This window comes from Gimesia algae, from assembly GCF_007746795.1.
Lineage (GTDB): Bacteria > Planctomycetota > Planctomycetia > Planctomycetales > Planctomycetaceae > Gimesia > Gimesia algae.
The window spans coordinates 3,241,031-3,260,771 of record NZ_CP036343.1 but is presented as its reverse complement, the minus strand read 5'-3'; the positions used below and the strand labels follow the sequence as shown (position 1 = coordinate 3,260,771).

Sequence of the window (19,741 nt, the reverse complement as noted above, 5' to 3'; positions counted from 1 at the left end):
GGTTGGACAATGATGACTAAAAGACTGTCAAAAATAGAAATGCTATCAGTCGTCTGGTTAAGGCAGCGCGCAATCGCTCTCTTAAAACAAAAGCCAGTTCACGGAGCAGACTCCTGTCGCGTTTCATAGAGTGGTCCCTATTCGATTGAGAATGATTAGTCTGCTGCCTGTTCGGTAATTTTATACGTGAGGGCCGCTCTATCACCAATCAGCGCTAACCGCGGCTAACGCCGTGCGGCTAATATTTCTAATTGTTACTGATGATCTCTGTCTTTTCGATCCTGAACTTCGCCCGCGTATATTACTGCCTGTTCCAGTTCGTTTTCTGAATTGATACATTGCCAGTCGCCGCCGACGGTCCAGACAGGTCGATCAATGAAAACAGGCCAATCTTGTCGCAGGACTCGTGTGCAGTTGGCTTTGATTTGATCTCGGACCTTGTCACCAGCCTGTGCTGAAACGGAAACAACAACGTGGACATGATTGCTGCGGGCGTTGGCAGTCCAGAGTTTCCATTCTCGAAAATGGCACAGGCGTGCTGTTTCATTTTCCACTGCGGATCGTTGCTGTTTGCCGAGCAGAATGATGTCATGTTTGAGCCGGTCGCGGTGCCACTGTTCCAGTGGCGGCTGAGCTGGCTGAGAGCCTTTGCCACGAGACCGCCACAGTCGCCAGTCTCCCTGCAGGAAGGTACCGTAAACAGTAAACGTAATGAAATAAGCCAGCGGTTGATCATGCATCACTATCCCACCATATCAGACGTCAGGCATTAGTAATCATTAGCCGCAGGGCCTTAGCCTAATGGCACTTACTTCAGATCAGTGTGTTTCAATTTTTCTGGAGGTTTTTTTCTTTTTTCGAAATGGTCTCTCTTCGAACGTTTGGGGTAGCATTCTCTTTTTACGCTTCGGTTGGCAGCGCGATTCGGAAGTTTATCTTTGGTCGCGTAGAACAGGGCTCGCTCGAAGCATTTACGCCATAATTCAGGCTCAGTGTGCAGGTGTCTTAAGAGAAACGTTTGGAATGTTGTCCAGGTTCGCTTAAAGCTCATCCGCCGTGGAGCAACCTGATTCAGTTCAGCCGCCTGTCTGCGGAATTGACCAACTAAATTGTAGGCAACCACTGACGTATACAGCTCTTTCAAAAACGTGTCTACCTTCTTGGCGCGAATGTTCTCGGTGTCTAATACGACCTTCAAGTTACGAATATCAACTTCGACATTGACCCTTTGATTGTAGAGGTTACTTAAGGTGGCAGCGTCTTGCGGCAGGCTGGTAACGCAATAAAGCGTCAAGGTTTCATTGACGATGATTTCGTGCAAAACAACAGCCAGCGAAGCGTCCCTGGGGAGCCCGGGTTGTGTTCTACGGTTTTTGGGGGTCGGAGTCCACTGGTGTTGATAGGTCTTATGTTTTGGGCTTTGCGATACAAGTTTTGCTTTGGCTCGAAGCGAGTCAAAGTTTAACTTCTTCATACGTAGAAAAAAATCATGCCCCAGGAGTTGTGCCTGGTGAGCAACACCAAAGATCCCAAATCCTGCATCAGCCATGATGATCGATTCGTCTGGCAGGCAGTGCATGCCATTTCGGGCAAGTTCCGTTTCTGAAACCGCTTCAGGTCCATACATGGCCCCCAACTGTGGCAGCAAGGCACAACCACTACTGAGCTCATGAAAAACGGTCAGATTGACAACGGGCCAGACACTTTCGCCGTGCTGATTGGAGGCAGGTGGATATTTCGTTTGTAATTCTTTTTCCGGTGCTAATGTGATCGTGGTTCCATCGAGTAAAAAAATTTGACGACCGTCCAGCAGGGGTTCAGATTGCCCGACGATGGCACGAGTGATTTCATTGGAAAACCATTTCACAACATCCAACGGTAGTTCGCTGCGAGCTCGGCTGTATGCTGCACTGTTGGACGAGAGTGTTCCCTGGCTTAATCGTTTGTTTTCAGGAAGGTAGCCAGGTTGATTTTCAATCAGATGCTTCACCGCTGCTTCGAGTGAAGCATCTGGTTTGAGTCGTTGAAAAATCAGCATCCACAGCACAACGCAGGCGGTATAGATTGCATTGGGTCGCCTGGGATGCAGTTGATCGGCTTGGCGTAAGTCCACCAATTCTTTAAGTTGTTCGAAGGCACGATCGAATTCAAGAATCTGTTCCGGTGATTGTTTCACAGCGTGATTACTCCTGTCAAATTGGCGGCCTATTTTCAAGAATAAAAATCTGCGCAAATCCCATACCAAACGGCAGGGGTAACCAACTTAATTTAAAGTAAGTGCCATTAGGCCTTAGCCCCGGTTTGAATCTCGAAACTCTTTCGTGAACAATATGGATTCCACCCCAATCTACCCGGGTTTTTGATTGTGATCAATTGGCATATGCTGAATTCACAACCATAGCGAATGGAAGACTGCTTCTCGGAGAACGATATGCACTTTGAGTCTCAGTTATTCAACTGCCATGGTCCCAGTTTGTGTTTCTGTGCTACTTCGTCGTGGAAGACAATCAGCACATTGTCCGACATGCCGAAGAGTTCATCGGAATCATTCAGAAACTGGGACGCCGAAAGATAGAGACTGCGATTGTTATCGAAGGTAATTCGTATGTCTTGTGGATAAGAAGCCTCCGTGGCGTCGGGGCCATGCTGTCGAAGATCCCTGTCCAGTAGCTCTCGACAGCGACGATTTTCCGCCGAAGAAATGGCGTCCATTCCGGATCGTTCGTCACATCGTATGAGAGTCCCGCAAGCACGTCAGCAGACGAGATATCAACATACACGCCCATTCCGTATTGAAAAAAAGTGCTATCCCAGGTGAGGCACACAGTTCGTCCCGTGGCGTCAATCAGCTCGACTCCGAAATCCAGAAAATGGCCGGTCTCGGGATAGTCACGGAAGTATTGCCTGCCATCCTGATAGTCGAGTTCGAAATAGACCACACGCTCAATAGCGAAACCCACCAGTTGTTTCAGATTCGCATCATACTCGGCTCGCGTTTTCATGTTCGCTCTTTGTGACATACTGTGGGCATCAGCCAGACCAGACAATCGGTTCCTGGACCCTTTTCAGATTCTTCCCTTAATTCTAAACAACAAACCAATCGGCACGCCGGTTCATCCATTGGTTATCCGCTGTTTGTGTACAACATAAGTATTTGTGGATCGATATTCGGAAGTGGGGTCTCATCATTCTGAGAAAACATAACCTCGTGTTCGATCCAATATCGACAGAAAAACAATTCGAATGATTCAGTCCAGAACTGGAAGTCAGTCTCTTTCAATTCGTCGAGTTCGTAGTCCATTTCGTCAGCATCAAAGTATTCATACGATGACACAACACAATGGTCAGAACCGGTGGAGTTGACGAACAAATACCAGTGGGCACATTCCTGTTGGTCGGAAAGAAATCGAATCAGATAGCCGTTGGCAAAAGGAAGTACCGAATCTGCCAGCCGAAGGTAGTCACCACTCGCAGATCGCAAATGTTTGTGGAGTATTGGATCTGCCATGAATCTGGTGAAGATAGAAGGTAGTGTTAATCCATTTGCCTCGGCTGAAGCAGTAAGAGCCTTGAGTTGGGATGGTAGATTCGATCCTGCGCGGTCGCCGATTGCCCATTCATCATGAGTAGCGGTTGACCGAAGCCAGTTGAAGGAGCCATCTGGTGGATACGGAACATCTTTTGGGGGTGCTGCAGTCGAGAATGGTGTTTCGTTTGGCTTCATTTGAGGGCGATCGAGTTGGGATAACAATTGAAAGACAAAAATATAACTCCGTCTCAATCTACCAGTATTTTGTATAGAGGGTATCCGAAAACTAAGAAAAGGGTGAACAGTCTGGCCTGAGATTTGCATGATTCTGCTCTCTGAAAGGAGGCTTTATCATGCCCACACGATCCCGTACAGAGCTAAGCCGGCTCGTCGACACGGGATCCAGGACGGACCCAACTGTAGAATTAACCGATAAACAATGGAGTTTAATTGAGGATTTATTCCCTTGGGAACCTCCGGCGCCCCAGGGTGGACGTCCCAAAGCAAAACCCAGAGCCTGTTTCAATGGTATAATGTGGATACTTCGGACAGGAGCCCGCTGGAAAGATTTACCAGAGAGGTATCCTCCAAAATCGACCTGTCACGACCGTTTGAAGGAATGGTCGGAGTCAGGTCTGTTCGATCAAGCATTAGAACGATTATTGAGAGCCTTGGAAGAATCGGAGATATTAGACCTGACAGAAACCTTTGCCGATGGCACATTTGCTTCGGCAAAAAAAGGGGTAAACAGGTTGGACCGACACGCCGTGGCAAAGGAACTAAGATTATGATTTGCGTGGACGCCCAGGGGATTCCCCTAGCAGTCGAGACGGAATCAGCCAACCGTAATGAAGCAATTCTGGTCGAACCGTTGATTGCAAAAATGACATTGAAAAAACGACATCCTCAGCGATTGATTTACGATAAAGCGGGAGATTCACAAAAATTGCGAGACTGTTTGGCTGAGCAGAATATCGATTTTATTTGTCCCCACCGGGACATCAAAAACCGAAAGCAGAAAAGCCAAGATGGTCGCAAGCTCCGACGTTACAAGCGACGTTGGATTGTTGAGAGGACGATCTCCTGGTTACATAATTATCGGCGAGTGGTGACACGATGGGAGTACCACAATCACCTTTACACAGGCTTTGTAAAGCTGGCCTGCCTGTTCACCATTATTAAACGGTTTTCGGACCACCTCTAGTGTCAACCGAAATTCACCAGGGCTGGCGTCTATAGAAAAAACATGCAACACAGACCGAACTGCCATAAAAACCGTTGAATCGGCCATTTTTGCGGGCATCATTCACAAAAACGGGTTGAGAGACTAGAATCGGTCGCACGTACTGAACTTTGCTGTGTCAGATGTGTCAGTTCAGCGTCACTGTGCGATGAAAATAGAGACCTTAATTTAGAAACCACTATGATTACAATTGTCGATTATGGAATGGGAAATCTGCGGAGCGTCCAGAAGGCCTTTGAGAAGGTCGGGGCGGAAGCAGTCATCTGTGCCGATCCGGATAAAATTGCCAAGGCCTCCAAACTGATTCTGCCCGGCGTCGGTGCCTTTCGCGATGCGATTCAGGCACTCAAAGATCAGTCGCTGGTCGAACCGATTCTGGAACATGCGCAGTCCGGCAAACCCTTTCTGGGTATCTGCCTGGGGCTGCAGCTGCTGTTTGATGTCAGCTATGAAGACGGCGAATATGAGGGGCTGGGTCTCATTCCCGGCAAGGTCGTTCGCTTCGAAGATCAACCCGGTCTGAAGATCCCCCACATGGGCTGGAACCAGATCGAACGCACGGCCGAACACCCGATCCTGGCAGGCATTCCTGCTCACGAACATTTCTATTTTGTACACAGCTATTATGTGGCTCCTGACAATCCCGAAGATGTCGCCGCCTATACCGAATACGGTTGTCGCTTTGCTTCGATGGTCGCCCGCGATAACATTGTCGCCTCTCAGTTTCACCCCGAAAAAAGTCAGAACGCGGGACTCAAACTCCTGCAGAATTTTGCTTCCTTTTAAAACCACCACATCAGCGAAAAGAAAGTCAGCTCAGTTATGGAAATACTGCCCGCCATCGATATCCGGGGAGGCAAATGCGTGCGTCTGCGACAAGGCGATTACGGACAGGAAACCGTGTTCGGCGATGATCCGACCGAAATGGCCCGTCGCTGGGCCGACGGCGGCGCTTCACGTCTGCATCTGGTCGACCTCGACGGTGCTAAAGCCGGGCAGCCTGTGAACCATGAAGTCGTCCGCAAGATTGTGGAAGCCGTTTCGGTTCCCTGTCAGATGGGGGGCGGCATCCGCGATGAAGCATCCATACAACTCATGCTGGATGATGTGGGTATCGACCGCGTAATCGTCGGCACCCAGGCACTCAAAGATCCGCAGTGGTTCAAACAGATGGTGCAACGTTATCCGAATCGGCTGGCACTGGGACTGGATGCCCGCGACTCCAAAGTTGCCACTGAAGGCTGGCTAGATGTCTCCGAAACGTCCGCCATCGATCTGGCCAAAGAATATGTCGGCGTCGAACTGGCGGCGGTTATCTACACTAACATCGCCAATGACGGCATGATGCAGGGCGTGGATGAAGCGACGATTCAGGATATGATCTCACTGGCCGAACTCGGTCTGCCCGTGATCGCGTCCGGCGGCGTGACAACGCTGAAGGATGTTTCGCGCCTGGCAGAAGTCAGCCGCACACAACCCAAACTGGTGGGAGCGATTATCGGTCGCGCCTTGTACGAGGGAACCATCGAAGTTCCCGCCGCCATCGCAGCCGCCGGTTCATAAAACTTCCCGCAGAGCAGGACCGGAACACAGGTTATGACCGAAGACGATGACCAGGCAAAACTGTTCCGGGCGCGGTTGCTGGTGCTGCTGGCATCCGTGCTCTGGAGCCTGAGTGGCGTGTTCATCAAGTCCCCACCGTTTCAGTCGATTCCCGAAGCCGACCGCGGGCTGATCCTTGCCTGTTATCGTGCGTTTTTCGCCGGGCTGTTTCTGCTCCCGTTCGTGAAATTCAAATACGTCCGCTGGCGTCCCGCTCTGATTCCCCTGTTGATCGCCTTCGCGTCGATGAACTTCCTGTTCGTGACCGCGATGACAAAAACCTCGGCAGCCGCTGCGATCTTTCTGCAGAATACCAGCGTGGTCTGGGCCATGCTGTTTGGCTTTCTGTTTTTGAAAGAACACATTGAAGCGGGTTCTCTGCTAGCCATGTTCATTGTGCTGGTGGGTATCTTCTGTATTGTCGCCGGCGACTGGTCGGGCGAAAACTTCGCCGGCAACCTGATTGCGCTGCTCAGCGGCATTTCCTATGCGCTGGTGGTGATTTTCTTTCGCGTGTTGCGTGATGAGCATCCGGCCTGGCTGGTGGCACTCAGTCTGCTGGTCTCCGCAGCGGTCGTCGCGCCCTGGGTGATGGCGCTCGGAATTTCATTGACCTGGCTGCAGTTGTTTCTGATCGCGCTGCTGGGCGTCGTGCAGATGGGAACGCCTTATGTCGTCTTTTCGCATGCGGTCAAAACCGTCAAGTCGCAGGAAGCGGCGCTGCTGGTGTTGACCGAACCGATTTTGAACCCGATCTGGGTCTGGCTCTTCTGGGGCGAGACTGTCTCCCTGCATACGCTCATCGGCTGTGCGCTGATCATACTGGGGCTGCTGGTCCGGTTCCTGTTCTTCCGACCCAAACCACTGCCGAAGCCGATCAACGCTGAGGCAGTTTGACCGTCTGCATTTCGTGATAGCGGGCCTGTGGCGTTTTTAGTTCCGACTGGAAAAACTTGATCGTGTCCACGGTGACTTCACCCCATTCAGCGTTCTTGCGGTCCCGCAGGATATCGAACAGATCTTCGGAGGGTTTGGCTTTGACGCGAGCCAGAGTCAGATGGGGATGAAAGTCTTTCCGCTCACGAGGGTAGCCGAGCTTCTCGGTTTCTTCTTCCAGGAATTCGACCATTTCCATCAGCGCGGTGGCGTCCGAGATGCCGGCCCAGATGACGTTCGGATGATCTTCGCGGGGAAACGCGCCCAGCCCTTTGAAGGCCAGTTTGATCCGCTTGAAGCGGTCGCGCATGTTTTTCAGAATCCTGCTGACGGGCATGATGTCTTCCAGCTCCGTCGGTCCGAGAAACTTCAGTGTGATATGCATCTGCTCGACATCAATGGTTTTGACAGCCGGGGCCAGCTTTTCCAGGCGGGGCATTAATTTTTTCAGACCACGGGGGGGCTGAATGGGAACGGCGATAAAAGTTCGCGTGCGTTGATTGGTGTGCATGATAGTTCTCGGGAGAATCGTCAGATCCGAAGAAATGAGAGAATTCTATTTCTTCTTCTGGTTCCAAAGTGCTTTTAATTGATCAAAGCCCTGCAGGGGCTGATCTCCGGTTTTCATTTCATCGGTGAGTTTGGCAGGCGGAACTTTTTTACCAGATCGTTTACGTTTTTGATGCGGCGGCTTATTCTGCTGGTGACCTGTGTTGTTTCCGCTGCTCGATGTTTTTTGGGCAGGCGCTGTTGCCGGCTTTGCTGCCTCCGCTGCCGCTGGTTTTTCAGCAGGTTTGGGACGTTGTGCTTTTTTCGGCTGACGATCTGTGCCCGGTCTGATTAACGTCAATGAGACGCGGCGGCGTTCCAGATCCACACCCAGGACCCACGCCGTGATCACATCACCGACGGAGACAAACTGGTAAGGATTTTCGATGAAGTGGTTTGCCATCTCGCTGACATGAATCAGGGCGCTGTCTTTCAAGCCCACATCCACGAATGCGCCGAAGTCGACCACGTTGAGCACCGTACCCTGCAGTTCCATGCCTTCTGTCAGTTGTTCCAGCTTGAGCACACCCTGTTTGAAAATCGGCCCGGGTAAATCAGCACGGGGGTCGCGACGCGGACGGACGATCGCTTCCAGAATGTCTTCCAGTGTCGGCAGACCGATTTTCAGATTCTTGCTCAGGCCTCCTTTGTCGATCTGTCCGACTTTTTCAATAATCGAAGCACGATCCTGGGCCGACGTCTTCAGGCTGTCGGGGGGGAGTTCCAGTTGCTCGAATACTTTATAAGCCTGTTCGTAACTTTCAGGATGAATCCACGTCGAATCCAGCGGTTCACTTCCCTGATCGATTTTCAGGAAGCCAGCGGCCTGGGTAAATGTTGCTTCACCCACTCCGGCGACATCCAGCAACTGCTTGCGACTTTGGAACGAACCATGTTTTTCGCGCCATTCGGTAATCCGGCGGGCGATTAACTGGTTCATGCCGGATACGTGACGCAGCAGCGAGGCACTGGCGGTATTCAAATTCACGCCGACATAATTCACGCACGATTCGATGACTTCATCCAGCGACTCTTTAAGCCGCTTGGAATTGACGTCGTGCTGATACATGCCGACTCCCAGATGCTGAGGGTCGATTTTCACCAGCTCACTCAACGGGTCCTGCAGGCGGCGGCCAATGGAAATCGTACCGCGAATCGTTGCGTCCAGTTCCGGAAACTCTTCGCGTGCGACCGGGCTGGCGGAATAGATGCTGGCACCTGCTTCGTTCACAATCAGATAGCGGGCCTCGGGCAGGTCCTGCTCGATCATCTCGGTGATAATCTCTTCTGTTTCACGACAGGCGGTTCCATTACCGATCGCCACCAGTTGACACTGATGTTCGGTCATGACTTCGGCCAGTTTTTTGCGGGCGAATTCTTTTTTGTCAGCCGAACCGGTTACATACACCAGGTCGTTCGCGACGCAGTATCCCAGCTCATCAAGGACTGCCAGCTTGCAGCCCGTGCGTAAACCGGGGTCAATGGCCAGAATCCGCTGGCCCTGCAGGGGAGGTTGCAGCAGCAGGTTTTTCAGGTTCTGCGCGAAAACGGAGACGGCATGTTTTTCTGCTTTTTCTGTCAGTTCCCGACGGATCTCGCGGTCGAGACTGGGCTGGATCAGTCGCGAGAGTGCGTCGTAAATGACTTCGGTCAGAAATTCGTGGAAGCGATGCCCGTTGAGATTCAGGTGGCGGGTAATTGACAGACAGGCGGAATCGTCGGCCCATTCAAAGCGAACCCGTAACGCGCCCGCTTTTTCGCCGCGATTCAACGCCATCGTGCGGTGGTGGGGAACTTTGACGACCTGTTCCGAGTAGTTGAAGTAATCGCGATATTCCTGTCCGGACTCTTCTGCTTTTTTGGTGGCATTCACAGTCAGTTTGCCGGAGCGCCAGGCGATCTTTCGTGAGATCTCACGCACGTCGGGATCTTCGCCGATTTTTTCGACGAGGATGTCGGCGGCCCCTTTGAGCACATCTTCGGTGGTGCGGGCGCCGTCTTCGGCCTTGGTATATTGCAGCGCGGCGTTCGTCAGATTTTGGATGCGGGCATCGCCGACCCAGATCGCGTTGGCCAGTGGTTCAAATCCATGTTTACGCGCCGTCGCGGCACGCGAGGTTCGCTTGGGGCGATAAGGGCGATACAGGTCTTCCAGTCGTTTGAGTGTATCTGCTTTTTCGATCTCTGCTTTGAGTTCGGGAGTCAGCTGTTGTTGAGCTTCAATCAGTCGCAGGATGGTCGAGGCGCGTTCCCAGATCTGACGTTTGAACTGCACGCGCTTCTGGATGTCGCGAATCTGCACTTCATCCAGATTGCCGGTACGCTCCTTGCGATAGCGGGTAATGAAGGGAACGGTGTTTCCTTCATCCAGCAGCGCAATGACATTCAGGATCTGTTGTGATGTGAGATTCAGTTCCGACGCAATCTGCTCTGCGTCTCGTTCAGAGAAGCGGGCGCTGGAATCATTTGCTTGTATCTCAACCGCATCCATTTCGATCTCGATTCGTTTCGGACACAGGTGCCGAAAACTGAGTCTGGAAATATGATAAGTTACAGGATCTACTTTTCAGTTACTTTAGAATAACTGTTTTGAGAAAAAATAGAAATGGTTATGCTACGACACACGTGCCAGAGACAGGATCGCTTCTGTCCCGACTCTCGAAAGTGTAGTGGTAGTGACGTCAGTTTAACAGGCTCAGGCAAATGAAAATAGAGTGAGCGGCAGCCCTGTCCGGCAGGGCTGAGTTTATTCACTCTCTTTTCAAAGAGAGTGCCCGTGATGCGCTGTCACGCAGGCGACTGGATTCCTTCCCGGATGGTGGAAGCAGACGCTGCATGCAACCACTGCATCACAAGGCGAACCAGGGATTTCACCGCGATACCAGCTGTAAATTATCTCTCTTATTCTCCCGGTAGAATCGTTTTTCTCGTCAGGACCAGACCTGTCGCCTGCCGATAAATTCACAAAGGACTGTCGCAACACAGATCTGTTCTGGTATTGCGCAAAACAATCTTTCGTGAAGGGTCTGGCGATTCCTGCACGATCAATACAGGGGGGAGATGGCATGGCTACTGCCGTCAAAATGCAATCGTATCTACTTATCGTTTTTGCAGTTAGCCTGATGAATGGCGTGACAGCAGAAGCGGGCTGGCCCTGGTCCAGTGCCACCTGTTCGGAAGATAATTCCAAAGAAGCAAAATGGGCAGAACGCGCCTCGCGACCTGTGGGCTCCCGCCAGAAATACAAATTCGGAGAACTCTGGCCTCCCTACCCCCGGCCCACCGGACCGAAACAGCATTTCTGGAACCGCTACCACCATGCCCACTACTGGCCTTACCCCTATACCTGTCAAGACCGTGCTTACGTAGCAGACATCATGGATCGACAGATTCACAACGGCTGGACTGATCAGAATACGTTGTACGCTTACCACTTTGACAAAGATGGTAACAAGTTGACACAAGCCGGCTTACTGCATCTGCGCTGGATCATGGAACATGCACCCGAAGAGCGTCGCATGATTTTCGTGCAGACTGCCAACAGTTCCATCTCCAGTCAGGAACGACTGGCCAATGTCCAGTATGCAGCCAGCGAGATGTCTGATGGACAGAATATTCCTTCCGCCATGTTACGGGTCAGCCAGACATACGGACGTCCGGCACGTGAAGAAGATATGAAATACCGTGCCTACGTGGGTTCGATTCTGGCTCCTCGGATTCAGTATACGACAGGTGGCGGTTCCGCAGCCAATGGAAGTAATTAAGGTTGAGCTGCTTTCTGCCGGTTTCGATTTTTTTCTCACAACAAGCTAGCTTGAACGTAAACTGCCATCATGATTGATCGCCCTGGTGAAGATGAATCACAAGATGCCTCCGGGCAGGGATTCCGGGAAAATGATAAAGCAAATGATTTGACAGATCTGTATAGTGATCTGTTTCCCGGAACTCAGCAGGACGGGGAATGGAAGCGACCGGAAAAGAAAGTGCCTGCGCCAGCCGCTGCAGCACAACAGGATCATGCGATTCCCGCGCCAAACACGCTGGATCAATCGGGACTGACATTGAATCAGTTGTGCAACCTGGTGTTGAAACAGCTGTATCTTCAGGGAAGTGCGCTGGGTATTGAAATCTCGCGCAGTGCTCACCTGCCGTTCACCATCATTGATACCGCACTGGTGTTTCTGAAAGATGATAAATGCATCGAAGTCACGTCAGGTAATCTGATCGGTCGTTCTTCGTACCGCTTCAATCTGACCGAGCTGGGGCGGATTCGTGCACGGGAAGCATTCGAGCAATGCCGTTATGTCGGACCGGCACCAGTGCCTTTAGAAGCGTATGTCAGGCAGTGTGCGCTCCAGACCGTGGTTGGCATCGATTGTACTCCGGAGCGGCTCGAAGCTGCCTTTTCCGATTTTATCATTCGTGAAGGACTGCTCGACGAACTGGGACCAGCGGTCTGCAGTGGACGTTCCATCTTTATTTATGGACCTCCGGGTAACGGTAAAACCTTAATTGCCAAAGGGCTGGGGCGTTTTCTGAATCGGCAGGGGGGAGAAATTTATATTCCCTACGCGCTGCAGATGGAAAACAGCATCATCACGCTGTTTGATCCGACCATTCATCAGACCACTGACGATCTGGAATTGCAGGACCGGGCCCCCACCGATCTGCAGAAGGGGAGCCGGATTCCGGAAATGAAGGACTGGGCCAAACCCGAAACCGACTTGCGCTGGCGACGCATCAGACGCCCGGTTGTGATTACGGGGGGAGAACTGAATCTGGAAATGCTGGACCTGCGTTACAACAAAGTCAGCAACTTCTATACAGCGCCCCTGCATATCAAAGCCAACGGTGGTGTGTTCCTGATCGACGACTTTGGTAGACAACTCGTCAGTCCAAAAGACCTGCTGAACCGGTGGATTATGCCGCTCGAAGACCGGATCGACTATCTGACGCTGGCCACCGGTAAGAAATTTGCGGTTCCCTTCGAACAATTAATTGTCTTCTCAACCAACCTTGATCCGAAGGAACTGGTCGACGAAGCCTTCCTCAGACGTATCCGTCATAAGATCGAAATCACTGCGCCGTCTCAAGATGTGTTCACAGAGATTGCGAAGCTCTGTTGCCGCCAACGTGAAATTGCATATGACCCAGTCTTTGTAAGTTACCTGTATGACACTTACTACAATCAGGGAAAATTACCCAGGTCGAGTGACCCGCGAGATTTACTGGAGATTATTCAGTCAATTTGTCGATTTAAAGGACAGAAACCCATTCTATCCACTCAATTAATTTCAGAAGCAGCGCAACGTTTCTTCTGTCAACTATAAAGTCCTTTCCTGAATATCTTTATTAGCCTGAAATGGACCGGGCTGATAAAGCAACCTGATTCACTCATGATCACTCGTTTCTAATATGACCGATTCAACATCATCTGCGCGATACCACAGGTGCGCTGCGATCGGAACTGGCAGAATCCAAAGACGTGTTCTTTTGAGAGTCAATTAATTAATTCTCACATCACGTCTTGCAAGTGGACCTCATGGAGGTAATGAATATGTCCGGATTATTAACCAAACAGACATGGATGGCTGGCATCACCTGTGCTTTACTTTTATGTAATGGCTGCAGCTCGATGCGGGATAAATTTGTCGCGAAATCAGACGAAGCTCCCACGACATTGAAAGACAAGATCTCTGTCGCGAAAAATAAACTCAAAGATCCGGATAAGTTCTATGTGACTCACGGACAGCTTCAGGAGAAAATGGGAGATCTGAATTCGGCTCGCTCTTCTTATGAAGTCGCGCTGGGCGAGAACCCCAAATCGGTTGATGCCGTGCTGGGACTGGCCCGCCTGGATCAGGTTGCCGGTCGCAAAATGGAAGCCGAAAAAGGGTTCCAGAAAGCACTGGAGATGTCTCCCAAAGATCCCCAGGTGCGTGCCAGCATTGGTCAGTTCTATGCTGCTGAGAAAAAATGGGATCAGGCAGTCGCACTGCTGGGTGAAGCCAGCAAAGCGGCACCCGCTGACAAAAACATTCGTTATCAACTGGGAATCGCAATGGCGTCCGCCGGCGAATACCAGGCAGCCATGCCTCACCTGATTCGTGCGGTTGGTGAAGCGGAAGCACATTATAACATCGGCTACATCTTAAGAGAGCGTGGAGAACTGCAGGCCAGTGAGTCTCAGTTCCTGCAGGCCGTACTGCTCAAGCCGGAATTCAATGAAGCTCAGTACTGGCTCGATGAAATCCGCCGCGAAAAAGAAAACCGCCTGATGCTGGCGGGTGTCTCTTCAGATACCAATGCCGGTTTGAATCAGGGAGCAAAACAGGCCTCTTATTCTCAGGCTAAACCGAAAAAGACAGCGGCTGTCAAAACGAATCATACAGCAGTGGCAGCCGGTATGAGAGGCGCGCATGTCTCCCCCTCAGGCAATACCACAAACGCCGCGAAACCACCTCCTGATATGACCCCCGAACAACGGGAACAATGGCGCAACCAGCGACAGCTGTAATCAACGAACGCCTTTGTTAACACACATAAAAAAACAGGCCCCGAATGAATCCGGGGCCTGTTTCATTTTTTCAACTAACACGGGGCATCAGGCAGATGCTGTCGCACCCTGCAACTGCTCGGCCAGTTTGACGCACATGCGATTCAGCAGCGCGATCGAGGCTTCGGCTTCGGCTTCGGTCATCGTCATCGGCGGGCTGATGCGTAACACGTTTCCAGCCAATGCACCCAGCAGGTGAATGCCATCGCCGTCTGTTTCACCCAGGTAGCAGGTCTTTACCAGCTCAATGGCGACTTCCTGGCTGGTCTTGCCACCCAGCTCGGCACACTCGATGCCGAAGACCATGCCTTCACCACGCACTTTGGCGATGATGCCGGTTTCTTTTAACTCATTGAGACCATCGATATACAGTTGGGACAGCTTCTGAGTGTTGTCCATTACATCCGTCCCTTCGAACTCATCCAGGGTCGCCAGCACGGCGGCAGAAGAGAGCGGGTTGGCACTCCAGGTGTCAGATGCTTCACCGTATTTCAGACTGGCAATCACGTCGTTACGACCAACGGCAGCAGCGACAGGTACACCATTTCCCAGACCTTTACCCAGGACGACAAAATCTGGTTCGATCTGATATTTTTCGAAAGCGTACATGCAGCCGGTCCGACCAAAGTTGGCCTGCACTTCATCCAGGATCAACATGATATCATGGGCACGGCAGAAATCCTGCAGCACTTTATGATACGCAACCTGCGGATGATAACTTCCCCCGCCACCCAGGTAAGGCTCGGTAATCAGGCAGTTGATTCGTGTCCCATATTCGGTCCACAGATCTTCCAGTTCTTTCTGGTAGACAGAAACGTCAAGCGTATCTTCAGCCTTGCTGATATCATCACATTCCGTGCGGGGAAAGCTGATAAACTTGACGCGTGGATCACGGTCGGCGTCGGTTTCGGAACCGGTGACAGCGCCGGCCAGACCTTTTTTGCCGTGGAAACCATAGCGGGTTGCCAGAATGATATCGCGCTCAGAATCACGGTGCAGACAGGCCCAGAGTGCTTTCTGGACGGCTTCAGAACCGGAGGCAGCCCACATGACTTTATCACAGCGATTACCACCTTTGAAGGATTGAATGCTGGCAATCAGTCGCTTGCTGGCTTCGGTTTCAATCGGTGTGACGGCGTTATAGGCAGTCAGTGTAAGAGCGTCGAAGTACTCGCCTTCTCCTTCACCAGTCACATGTTCCGGTTTCCAGCCCATGTATTCGCTGAAGCGTTTCATCCAGTTACGGGGATTGTGTCCCAGGTTGGCCACCAGGACGCCCGATGTAAAGTCGTACAGACGACGTCCTTCGGGAGTCCAGTGATAGCAGCCGGCGGATTTGGCCAGTACGGCCTGGCTGGGGGTAAATGTGCGCAGTGCCAGCGGTTCGGTCTGGAACAGATCGTCGCGAACGGCATTGGATTGTTTTTCATTGTCGAAATGAATGGCTGTGGTCATGATTTTCTCTTTTACAAATCGGGTAATGGACAGTTTGATTGAAATTGAATCAACGTCAGAATGGTTCCGAAGTGATTCGCATGATTTTTTACTTACACAGTTCCGTCATAAAGGACTTCTGCCTCATCCGAACCGGGACGATACAGAACAAGTCCGCCTTTTTCATCGTTTACACGCACGACACAGTCAGGGTCGCCAGCGGCCTGGTGTTCCAGAATCGCTTCCAGAGCCTGGACAGTGGCGACGGTCTGGCGGTCGGCGGATAAATCGTTGTAGCCCAGCGAGCGAATCTTCTCGAGTCGTGCCTGGCGTTCCGATTCGGGGCCGCCAAATTCGATCTCCGCGACTTCTTTGGCAAACTGCTCAATGACTTCAATCCCGTAACCACGTTGCGAACGTTCGTTCCAGGGTTCGATGAAGGTCGCATTGAAGTGGTTGTTCATGGAGTTCTTGAGTTCGAACGGCGTTTTTTCTTCAACCGTACATTCCACACCACGCTTGCGGGAATGGCCATTCCATAACCCATTGTCAAAGCGGAAAGAGACTTCCTGTTCGACGTAGCCAGGGAAGTTGTCCGGCGTGACCCAGGATGTGTGAATATCGAAGGCGGCTTCGCGGCCCGACTCGTATTCGTAGATCATCCGCAACTGGCAACTGTCCCAGGTGGGGCCATCTTTGTCACCCACCAGACCACGTTGACCGGTAGCAGTGACCGTCTTCAGTTTTCCGCCGAACGTGTAGTCGATCAGCTTGATATAATGGACGGCAACGTAAGTTCCCGGGTTACGACCGGTAATCCACTGCGCGAACTGCTTGCCGGAAATCGCCTTGGGTTCCAGCAGCGAACAATAGCCGCTGTTAACGTGCTTCAGGATATTGTCATACACCAGGGTCCGCATCTTCTTGTGATCCGGGTCGAACAGCTTATGGTAGACCACTTTGGCAGTCACATTGTTTTTCTCAGCCAGCGCCACCAGTTCATCAAGCTCCTGCAGTTTCAGAACAGACGGTTTTTCGACAATCAGGTGGGTGCCCGCTTCCAGCAGCTTTTTACAGGAATCGAAGTGACGGTCATCGGGAGAAGCGACGCAGGCGAAGTTCAAACCGGTCGACGTCATCTCTTCAATGGCGTTTTCGCCGGCGAAGCTCTGGAAGCCACCCACTTTATCACCACGTTCTGCCAGATACTTCTCTGCCCGTGACCCAGTACGGGTCGCGACGGCGTCCAGGGAAACCTCAACCGGGCCCGTGGATCTCTGGTAAAGTGCTGTTTCATGAACCGTTTCAAAGAAAGGGCGATAGGTTTCGTCGACAATCATGCCGAATCCGACCAGGCCGGCTTTCAGGGTTTTTTCGTTTCCCGCAGAACTCATAGTGGTATCCCTAAGTGAATTCAAAAATGTTTGGATTTATAGGTGTGGTTTTCATTTATGTTGCTATAATAAGCCGTAAGTCGCTGTAGAAGGCGTCCCAATAGCTCAAAAGTGAATTCACTTTATGGGTCGGGAGCGGAATTGTCAAGCCCTTGAATCGAGATTCACGTGAAAAAAGAGATCTCTTTATTAACGGAACCTGAAGATCAGGAGCTGCAGCAGGAAGACGAGAGTCTTTCCCTGGTGGATGAGGTCTATCAGAAGCTGCTGCTGCGGATTATTCGCTGTGAACTGCCCGGCGGGACCGAGCTGAAGAGCACGCGACTCGCCCGGGAAATTGGCGTCAGTCGTACACCGGTCGTGCAGGCACTGGCCCGTCTGCAGGCCGATGGCATTGTGATTCAGCAGAAAAATCACCGTGCGGTCGTGCGGGAAGGTGCCGAAAACTGGCTGGTCGAAATCCACGAACTGCGCCTGCTGCTGGAACCGAGTGCCGCAGGCATGGCCGCACAGCACATCAGTGCGGAAGAAATCGCCCGTTTGCAGGGGATGGCGGCGGAAGTCAAAGCCTGTCAGCAGCAGTATGAGGTCGGCGATCAGTCAGCCGAACACCTGCAGAAATGGGGAACCGCTTCGCGTACCTTCGATTATGCGCTGCATCTCACGATCGCCGATCACTGTGGAAATCTTCCCATTTCAGAAGCGATTCACAAATGCTGGAGCTACAAGCGGGTTTCCTATTCGGCAGCTGGTGAAACACCGGAGATCATGACCCGGGGCCTGTATGATCATCTGGTCCTGCTGGATGCGCTGAAACAGCATGATGCCGAGACCGCTGCGGCCGCGATGACCATGCATCTCAGAAATGCGTCCCGCATGCGACCTGATCGTTTGATTGTGTAATCACTTTCCTGCTGTATTTGAGGAGTGATTTGTGAAATGACATTGAAAAAGACACGTCGAACTTCGCGTAGCTCTTGAAACTTGACCCGAACCTGTCAAAAATGACTCCCGCATAGTCCGTGGCGCATCGTCCATGGAATGGGCATCTTCTCATTCGCTTTCGATTTAGATTTAAAAGGCAAAACTCCGTCATGTCAGATAACCCACGTGTAATTTTAAGTGCTTTTGCAGATGAAGCAGCAAACCATAAAACAGCCGTTGAGCAGATGGTGGCACTTTCGGCATTGGGACTGAGATATTACAGCCCCCGGTTTATTGATGTGAACGGCGATGGCAACATCAAGCATGTCGTCGATCTGAATAAATCAGAATACAAGTCGCTGCTCAAAATGCACGATGAATACGGCATCAACGTGACCAGCATCGGAGCCCGCGTGGGGAAGATCAAACTCGTGGATAAAGACGATGGTTCACACAATGTATTCGTTCCGTTTAAAGAGTACCTGAAAAAAGAGGTCACCAATACGATCAACGCGGCGACGACTCTGGGCACCAAACTGATTCGCGGTTTCTCGTTCTATCCTCCCAAAGGTGAAGACGCCAAGCCTTACATGAGTCAGGCCGTCGATCAGATTGGCCAGATCGTCGATCTTTGTGCCAAAGAGGGCCTCGTTTACGGTCTCGAAATTGAACCCAATCTGATTGGGGAAACCGGACCGCTACTGGCGGAACTGGCACGCAAAGTCAATCGGCCGAACATGGTCACCATTTATGATGGCGGTAATATCGCTGCTCAGAATAAAGACGCCATGCAGTGCCTGAGCGAATTCAATGACATGAAGAAATCCATGGGCTGGTTGCATATCAAGGATTACGCCGTCGATAAAGATCTGGAATGGACAGGAGTCGTTGATGAAGAACGCCTCAAGAATTTCGTACCCGCCAACGTGGGTGACGCCGGTCATGAAGTCGTCCTGCGTGAACTGCGCGAGATGCTGCCCAAAATGGAAAAGAAAATGAAGAAGCTCGGCGTGCCCGGCGTCTTCCTGGAAGTCGAGCCTCATCTGAAGGGGGGCGGACAGTTCGGTGGTTTCAGCGGTCCCGATGGAATCGGCGTGGCTGTGCGGGCGTTATGCTCTGTGCTGGATTATGTCGGCATCGACTATGATCTGCGGACCTTCAAAGATATCCAGGAACTGCGTGGTTTCTAGTCATCAGACTCAAACTGTCTGAGTGGGGTCTCGTGTTTCAGGAACGTCAGCTTGAAGAGAAAACTGTCGATTTGCTGTCTCATTTGCTACAATAAAGCGAAAGTCGTTCGAGAGTAAGAACCAATGTTATTTGATCCGCAGCATCTGCAGGATATTATTGCCTGCCCGAAAACCAAAGCGAAACTCATCTGCGAAGGTGAGTTTCTGATTTCTGTCGATCCTGAAACACGACTCAAGTACCCGATAAAAGACGGGATTCCTGTCATGCTGGTTGACGAAGCGGTTGAAGTCCCTCAGTCTGAGTGGGCCGAGATCATGCAGCGTCACCAGCGGAATCCTGAATCAGGAGAACTCGTCTCCTGAAACCTTTCACCGCCTGAGGAG

Annotated in this window: 19 protein-coding genes; 11 read left to right on the top strand and 8 right to left on the bottom strand. The window is 51.5% G+C overall.

Going from position 1 to position 19,741, the window contains the following annotated elements:
- Positions 1-254: 254 nt before the first annotated feature.
- From Pan161_RS11830 to Pan161_RS11815, 4 genes are all read right to left on the bottom strand, one after another.
- Positions 255-740 carry a hypothetical protein gene (locus Pan161_RS11830; RefSeq protein ID WP_145227024.1) on the bottom strand — a complete coding sequence of 162 codons (486 nt, stop codon included), beginning with the start codon at positions 738-740 and terminating at the stop codon, positions 255-257.
- A 68-nt stretch (positions 741-808) separates the two neighbouring features.
- Positions 809-2,176, bottom strand: coding sequence for an IS4 family transposase (locus tag Pan161_RS11825; protein WP_145227022.1), 1,368 nt, complete (start codon positions 2,174-2,176; stop codon positions 809-811).
- Between the two features lie 373 nt (positions 2,177-2,549).
- Positions 2,550-3,002 (bottom strand): hypothetical protein, encoded by a 453-nt coding sequence (locus Pan161_RS11820; RefSeq protein WP_145227020.1) that lies wholly within the window; start codon positions 3,000-3,002, stop codon positions 2,550-2,552.
- 122 nt (positions 3,003-3,124) lie between these two features.
- Positions 3,125-3,724, bottom strand: a complete 600-nt coding sequence (locus tag Pan161_RS11815) for a hypothetical protein (protein ID WP_145227018.1) — start codon at positions 3,722-3,724, stop codon at positions 3,125-3,127.
- Positions 3,725-3,882: 158 nt separating this feature from the next.
- On the opposite strand from Pan161_RS11815, the gene Pan161_RS11810 reads away from it, so the two are divergent.
- From Pan161_RS11810 to Pan161_RS11790, 5 genes are all read left to right on the top strand, one after another.
- Complete coding sequence (locus Pan161_RS11810; RefSeq protein WP_145226021.1) at positions 3,883-4,320, top strand: transposase; 438 nt, start codon at positions 3,883-3,885, stop codon at positions 4,318-4,320.
- A complete protein-coding gene (locus Pan161_RS11805; protein WP_197995936.1) occupies positions 4,317-4,733 on the top strand; it encodes a transposase in 417 nt (138 codons plus the stop codon). The genes Pan161_RS11810 and Pan161_RS11805 overlap by 4 nt, the downstream gene beginning before the upstream one ends.
- A 219-nt stretch (positions 4,734-4,952) precedes the next feature.
- Positions 4,953-5,558 (top strand): imidazole glycerol phosphate synthase subunit HisH, encoded by a 606-nt coding sequence (gene hisH, locus Pan161_RS11800; protein WP_145227016.1) that lies wholly within the window; start codon positions 4,953-4,955, stop codon positions 5,556-5,558.
- Positions 5,559-5,594: 36 nt separating this feature from the next.
- Positions 5,595-6,335, top strand: a complete 741-nt coding sequence (gene hisA / locus Pan161_RS11795) for a 1-(5-phosphoribosyl)-5-[(5-phosphoribosylamino)methylideneamino]imidazole-4-carboxamide isomerase (RefSeq protein ID WP_145227014.1) — start codon at positions 5,595-5,597, stop codon at positions 6,333-6,335.
- A gap of 33 nt (positions 6,336-6,368) precedes the next feature.
- Positions 6,369-7,271 carry a DMT family transporter gene (locus tag Pan161_RS11790; protein WP_145227012.1) on the top strand — a complete coding sequence of 301 codons (903 nt, stop codon included), beginning with the start codon at positions 6,369-6,371 and terminating at the stop codon, positions 7,269-7,271.
- Here Pan161_RS11790 and thpR read toward each other — a convergent pair.
- Both thpR and Pan161_RS11780 read right to left on the bottom strand, forming a co-directional pair.
- Positions 7,252-7,821, bottom strand: coding sequence for an RNA 2',3'-cyclic phosphodiesterase (thpR, locus tag Pan161_RS11785; RefSeq protein ID WP_145227011.1), 570 nt, complete (start codon positions 7,819-7,821; stop codon positions 7,252-7,254). The two genes, Pan161_RS11790 and thpR, sit on opposite strands and share 20 nt — an antisense overlap.
- A gap of 45 nt (positions 7,822-7,866) precedes the next feature.
- Positions 7,867-10,350, bottom strand: a complete 2,484-nt coding sequence (locus Pan161_RS11780) for a Tex family protein (RefSeq protein WP_145227009.1) — start codon at positions 10,348-10,350, stop codon at positions 7,867-7,869.
- Positions 10,351-10,924: 574 nt separating this feature from the next.
- Here Pan161_RS11780 and Pan161_RS11775 point away from each other — a divergent pair.
- From Pan161_RS11775 to Pan161_RS11765, 3 genes are all read left to right on the top strand, one after another.
- Positions 10,925-11,623 (top strand): hypothetical protein, encoded by a 699-nt coding sequence (locus Pan161_RS11775; protein ID WP_145227007.1) that lies wholly within the window; start codon positions 10,925-10,927, stop codon positions 11,621-11,623.
- Between the two features lie 69 nt (positions 11,624-11,692).
- Positions 11,693-13,189 (top strand): ATPase, encoded by a 1,497-nt coding sequence (locus Pan161_RS11770; protein ID WP_145227005.1) that lies wholly within the window; start codon positions 11,693-11,695, stop codon positions 13,187-13,189.
- A gap of 227 nt (positions 13,190-13,416) precedes the next feature.
- Positions 13,417-14,376: a tetratricopeptide repeat protein gene (locus tag Pan161_RS11765; protein ID WP_197995837.1), complete on the top strand. Its 960-nt coding sequence runs from the start codon at positions 13,417-13,419 to the stop codon at positions 14,374-14,376.
- An 87-nt stretch (positions 14,377-14,463) separates the two neighbouring features.
- Here Pan161_RS11765 and Pan161_RS11760 read toward each other — a convergent pair whose 3' ends face one another.
- Complete coding sequence (locus tag Pan161_RS11760) at positions 14,464-15,870, bottom strand: aspartate aminotransferase family protein (RefSeq protein ID WP_145227002.1); 1,407 nt, start codon at positions 15,868-15,870, stop codon at positions 14,464-14,466.
- A gap of 92 nt (positions 15,871-15,962) precedes the next feature.
- Positions 15,963-17,243, bottom strand: coding sequence for a Gfo/Idh/MocA family protein (locus tag Pan161_RS11755; RefSeq protein ID WP_145227000.1), 1,281 nt, complete (start codon positions 17,241-17,243; stop codon positions 15,963-15,965).
- A gap of 168 nt (positions 17,244-17,411) precedes the next feature.
- Between Pan161_RS11755 and Pan161_RS11750 the strand changes: the two genes are divergently transcribed.
- The 3 genes from Pan161_RS11750 to Pan161_RS11740 all read left to right on the top strand — a co-directional run bounded on the left by Pan161_RS11750 (position 17,412) and on the right by Pan161_RS11740 (position 19,720).
- Complete coding sequence (locus tag Pan161_RS11750) at positions 17,412-18,146, top strand: GntR family transcriptional regulator (protein ID WP_145226998.1); 735 nt, start codon at positions 17,412-17,414, stop codon at positions 18,144-18,146.
- A 191-nt stretch (positions 18,147-18,337) separates the two neighbouring features.
- Positions 18,338-19,357: a sugar phosphate isomerase/epimerase family protein gene (locus Pan161_RS11745; protein WP_145226996.1), complete on the top strand. Its 1,020-nt coding sequence runs from the start codon at positions 18,338-18,340 to the stop codon at positions 19,355-19,357.
- Positions 19,358-19,480: 123 nt separating this feature from the next.
- Positions 19,481-19,720, top strand: a complete 240-nt coding sequence (locus Pan161_RS11740; RefSeq protein WP_002645969.1) for a Trm112 family protein — start codon at positions 19,481-19,483, stop codon at positions 19,718-19,720.
- Positions 19,721-19,741: the final 21 nt, after the last annotated feature.

What these genes read in the sequence shown, in the direction of transcription:
- Pan161_RS11830 (WP_145227024.1), bottom strand. Translation starts at nt 740, where the DNA reads ATGCATGATCAACCGCTGGCTTATTTCATTACGTTTACTGTTTACGGT.
- Pan161_RS11820 (WP_145227020.1), bottom strand. Translation starts at nt 3,002, where the DNA reads ATGAAAACGCGAGCCGAGTATGATGCGAATCTGAAACAACTGGTGGGT.
- Pan161_RS11815 (WP_145227018.1), bottom strand. Translation starts at nt 3,724, where the DNA reads ATGAAGCCAAACGAAACACCATTCTCGACTGCAGCACCCCCAAAAGAT.
- Pan161_RS11810 (WP_145226021.1), top strand. Translation starts at nt 3,883, where the DNA reads ATGCCCACACGATCCCGTACAGAGCTAAGCCGGCTCGTCGACACGGGA.
- Pan161_RS11805 (WP_197995936.1), top strand. Translation starts at nt 4,317, where the DNA reads ATGATTTGCGTGGACGCCCAGGGGATTCCCCTAGCAGTCGAGACGGAA.
- hisH (WP_145227016.1), top strand. Translation starts at nt 4,953, where the DNA reads ATGATTACAATTGTCGATTATGGAATGGGAAATCTGCGGAGCGTCCAG.
- hisA (WP_145227014.1), top strand. Translation starts at nt 5,595, where the DNA reads ATGGAAATACTGCCCGCCATCGATATCCGGGGAGGCAAATGCGTGCGT.
- Pan161_RS11790 (WP_145227012.1), top strand. Translation starts at nt 6,369, where the DNA reads ATGACCGAAGACGATGACCAGGCAAAACTGTTCCGGGCGCGGTTGCTG.
- thpR (WP_145227011.1), bottom strand. Translation starts at nt 7,821, where the DNA reads ATGCACACCAATCAACGCACGCGAACTTTTATCGCCGTTCCCATTCAG.
- Pan161_RS11780 (WP_145227009.1), bottom strand. Translation starts at nt 10,350, where the DNA reads ATGGATGCGGTTGAGATACAAGCAAATGATTCCAGCGCCCGCTTCTCT.
- Pan161_RS11775 (WP_145227007.1), top strand. Translation starts at nt 10,925, where the DNA reads ATGGCTACTGCCGTCAAAATGCAATCGTATCTACTTATCGTTTTTGCA.
- Pan161_RS11770 (WP_145227005.1), top strand. Translation starts at nt 11,693, where the DNA reads ATGATTGATCGCCCTGGTGAAGATGAATCACAAGATGCCTCCGGGCAG.
- Pan161_RS11765 (WP_197995837.1), top strand. Translation starts at nt 13,417, where the DNA reads ATGTCCGGATTATTAACCAAACAGACATGGATGGCTGGCATCACCTGT.
- Pan161_RS11760 (WP_145227002.1), bottom strand. Translation starts at nt 15,870, where the DNA reads ATGACCACAGCCATTCATTTCGACAATGAAAAACAATCCAATGCCGTT.
- Pan161_RS11755 (WP_145227000.1), bottom strand. Translation starts at nt 17,243, where the DNA reads ATGAGTTCTGCGGGAAACGAAAAAACCCTGAAAGCCGGCCTGGTCGGA.
- Pan161_RS11745 (WP_145226996.1), top strand. Translation starts at nt 18,338, where the DNA reads ATGTCAGATAACCCACGTGTAATTTTAAGTGCTTTTGCAGATGAAGCA.
- Pan161_RS11740 (WP_002645969.1), top strand. Translation starts at nt 19,481, where the DNA reads ATGTTATTTGATCCGCAGCATCTGCAGGATATTATTGCCTGCCCGAAA.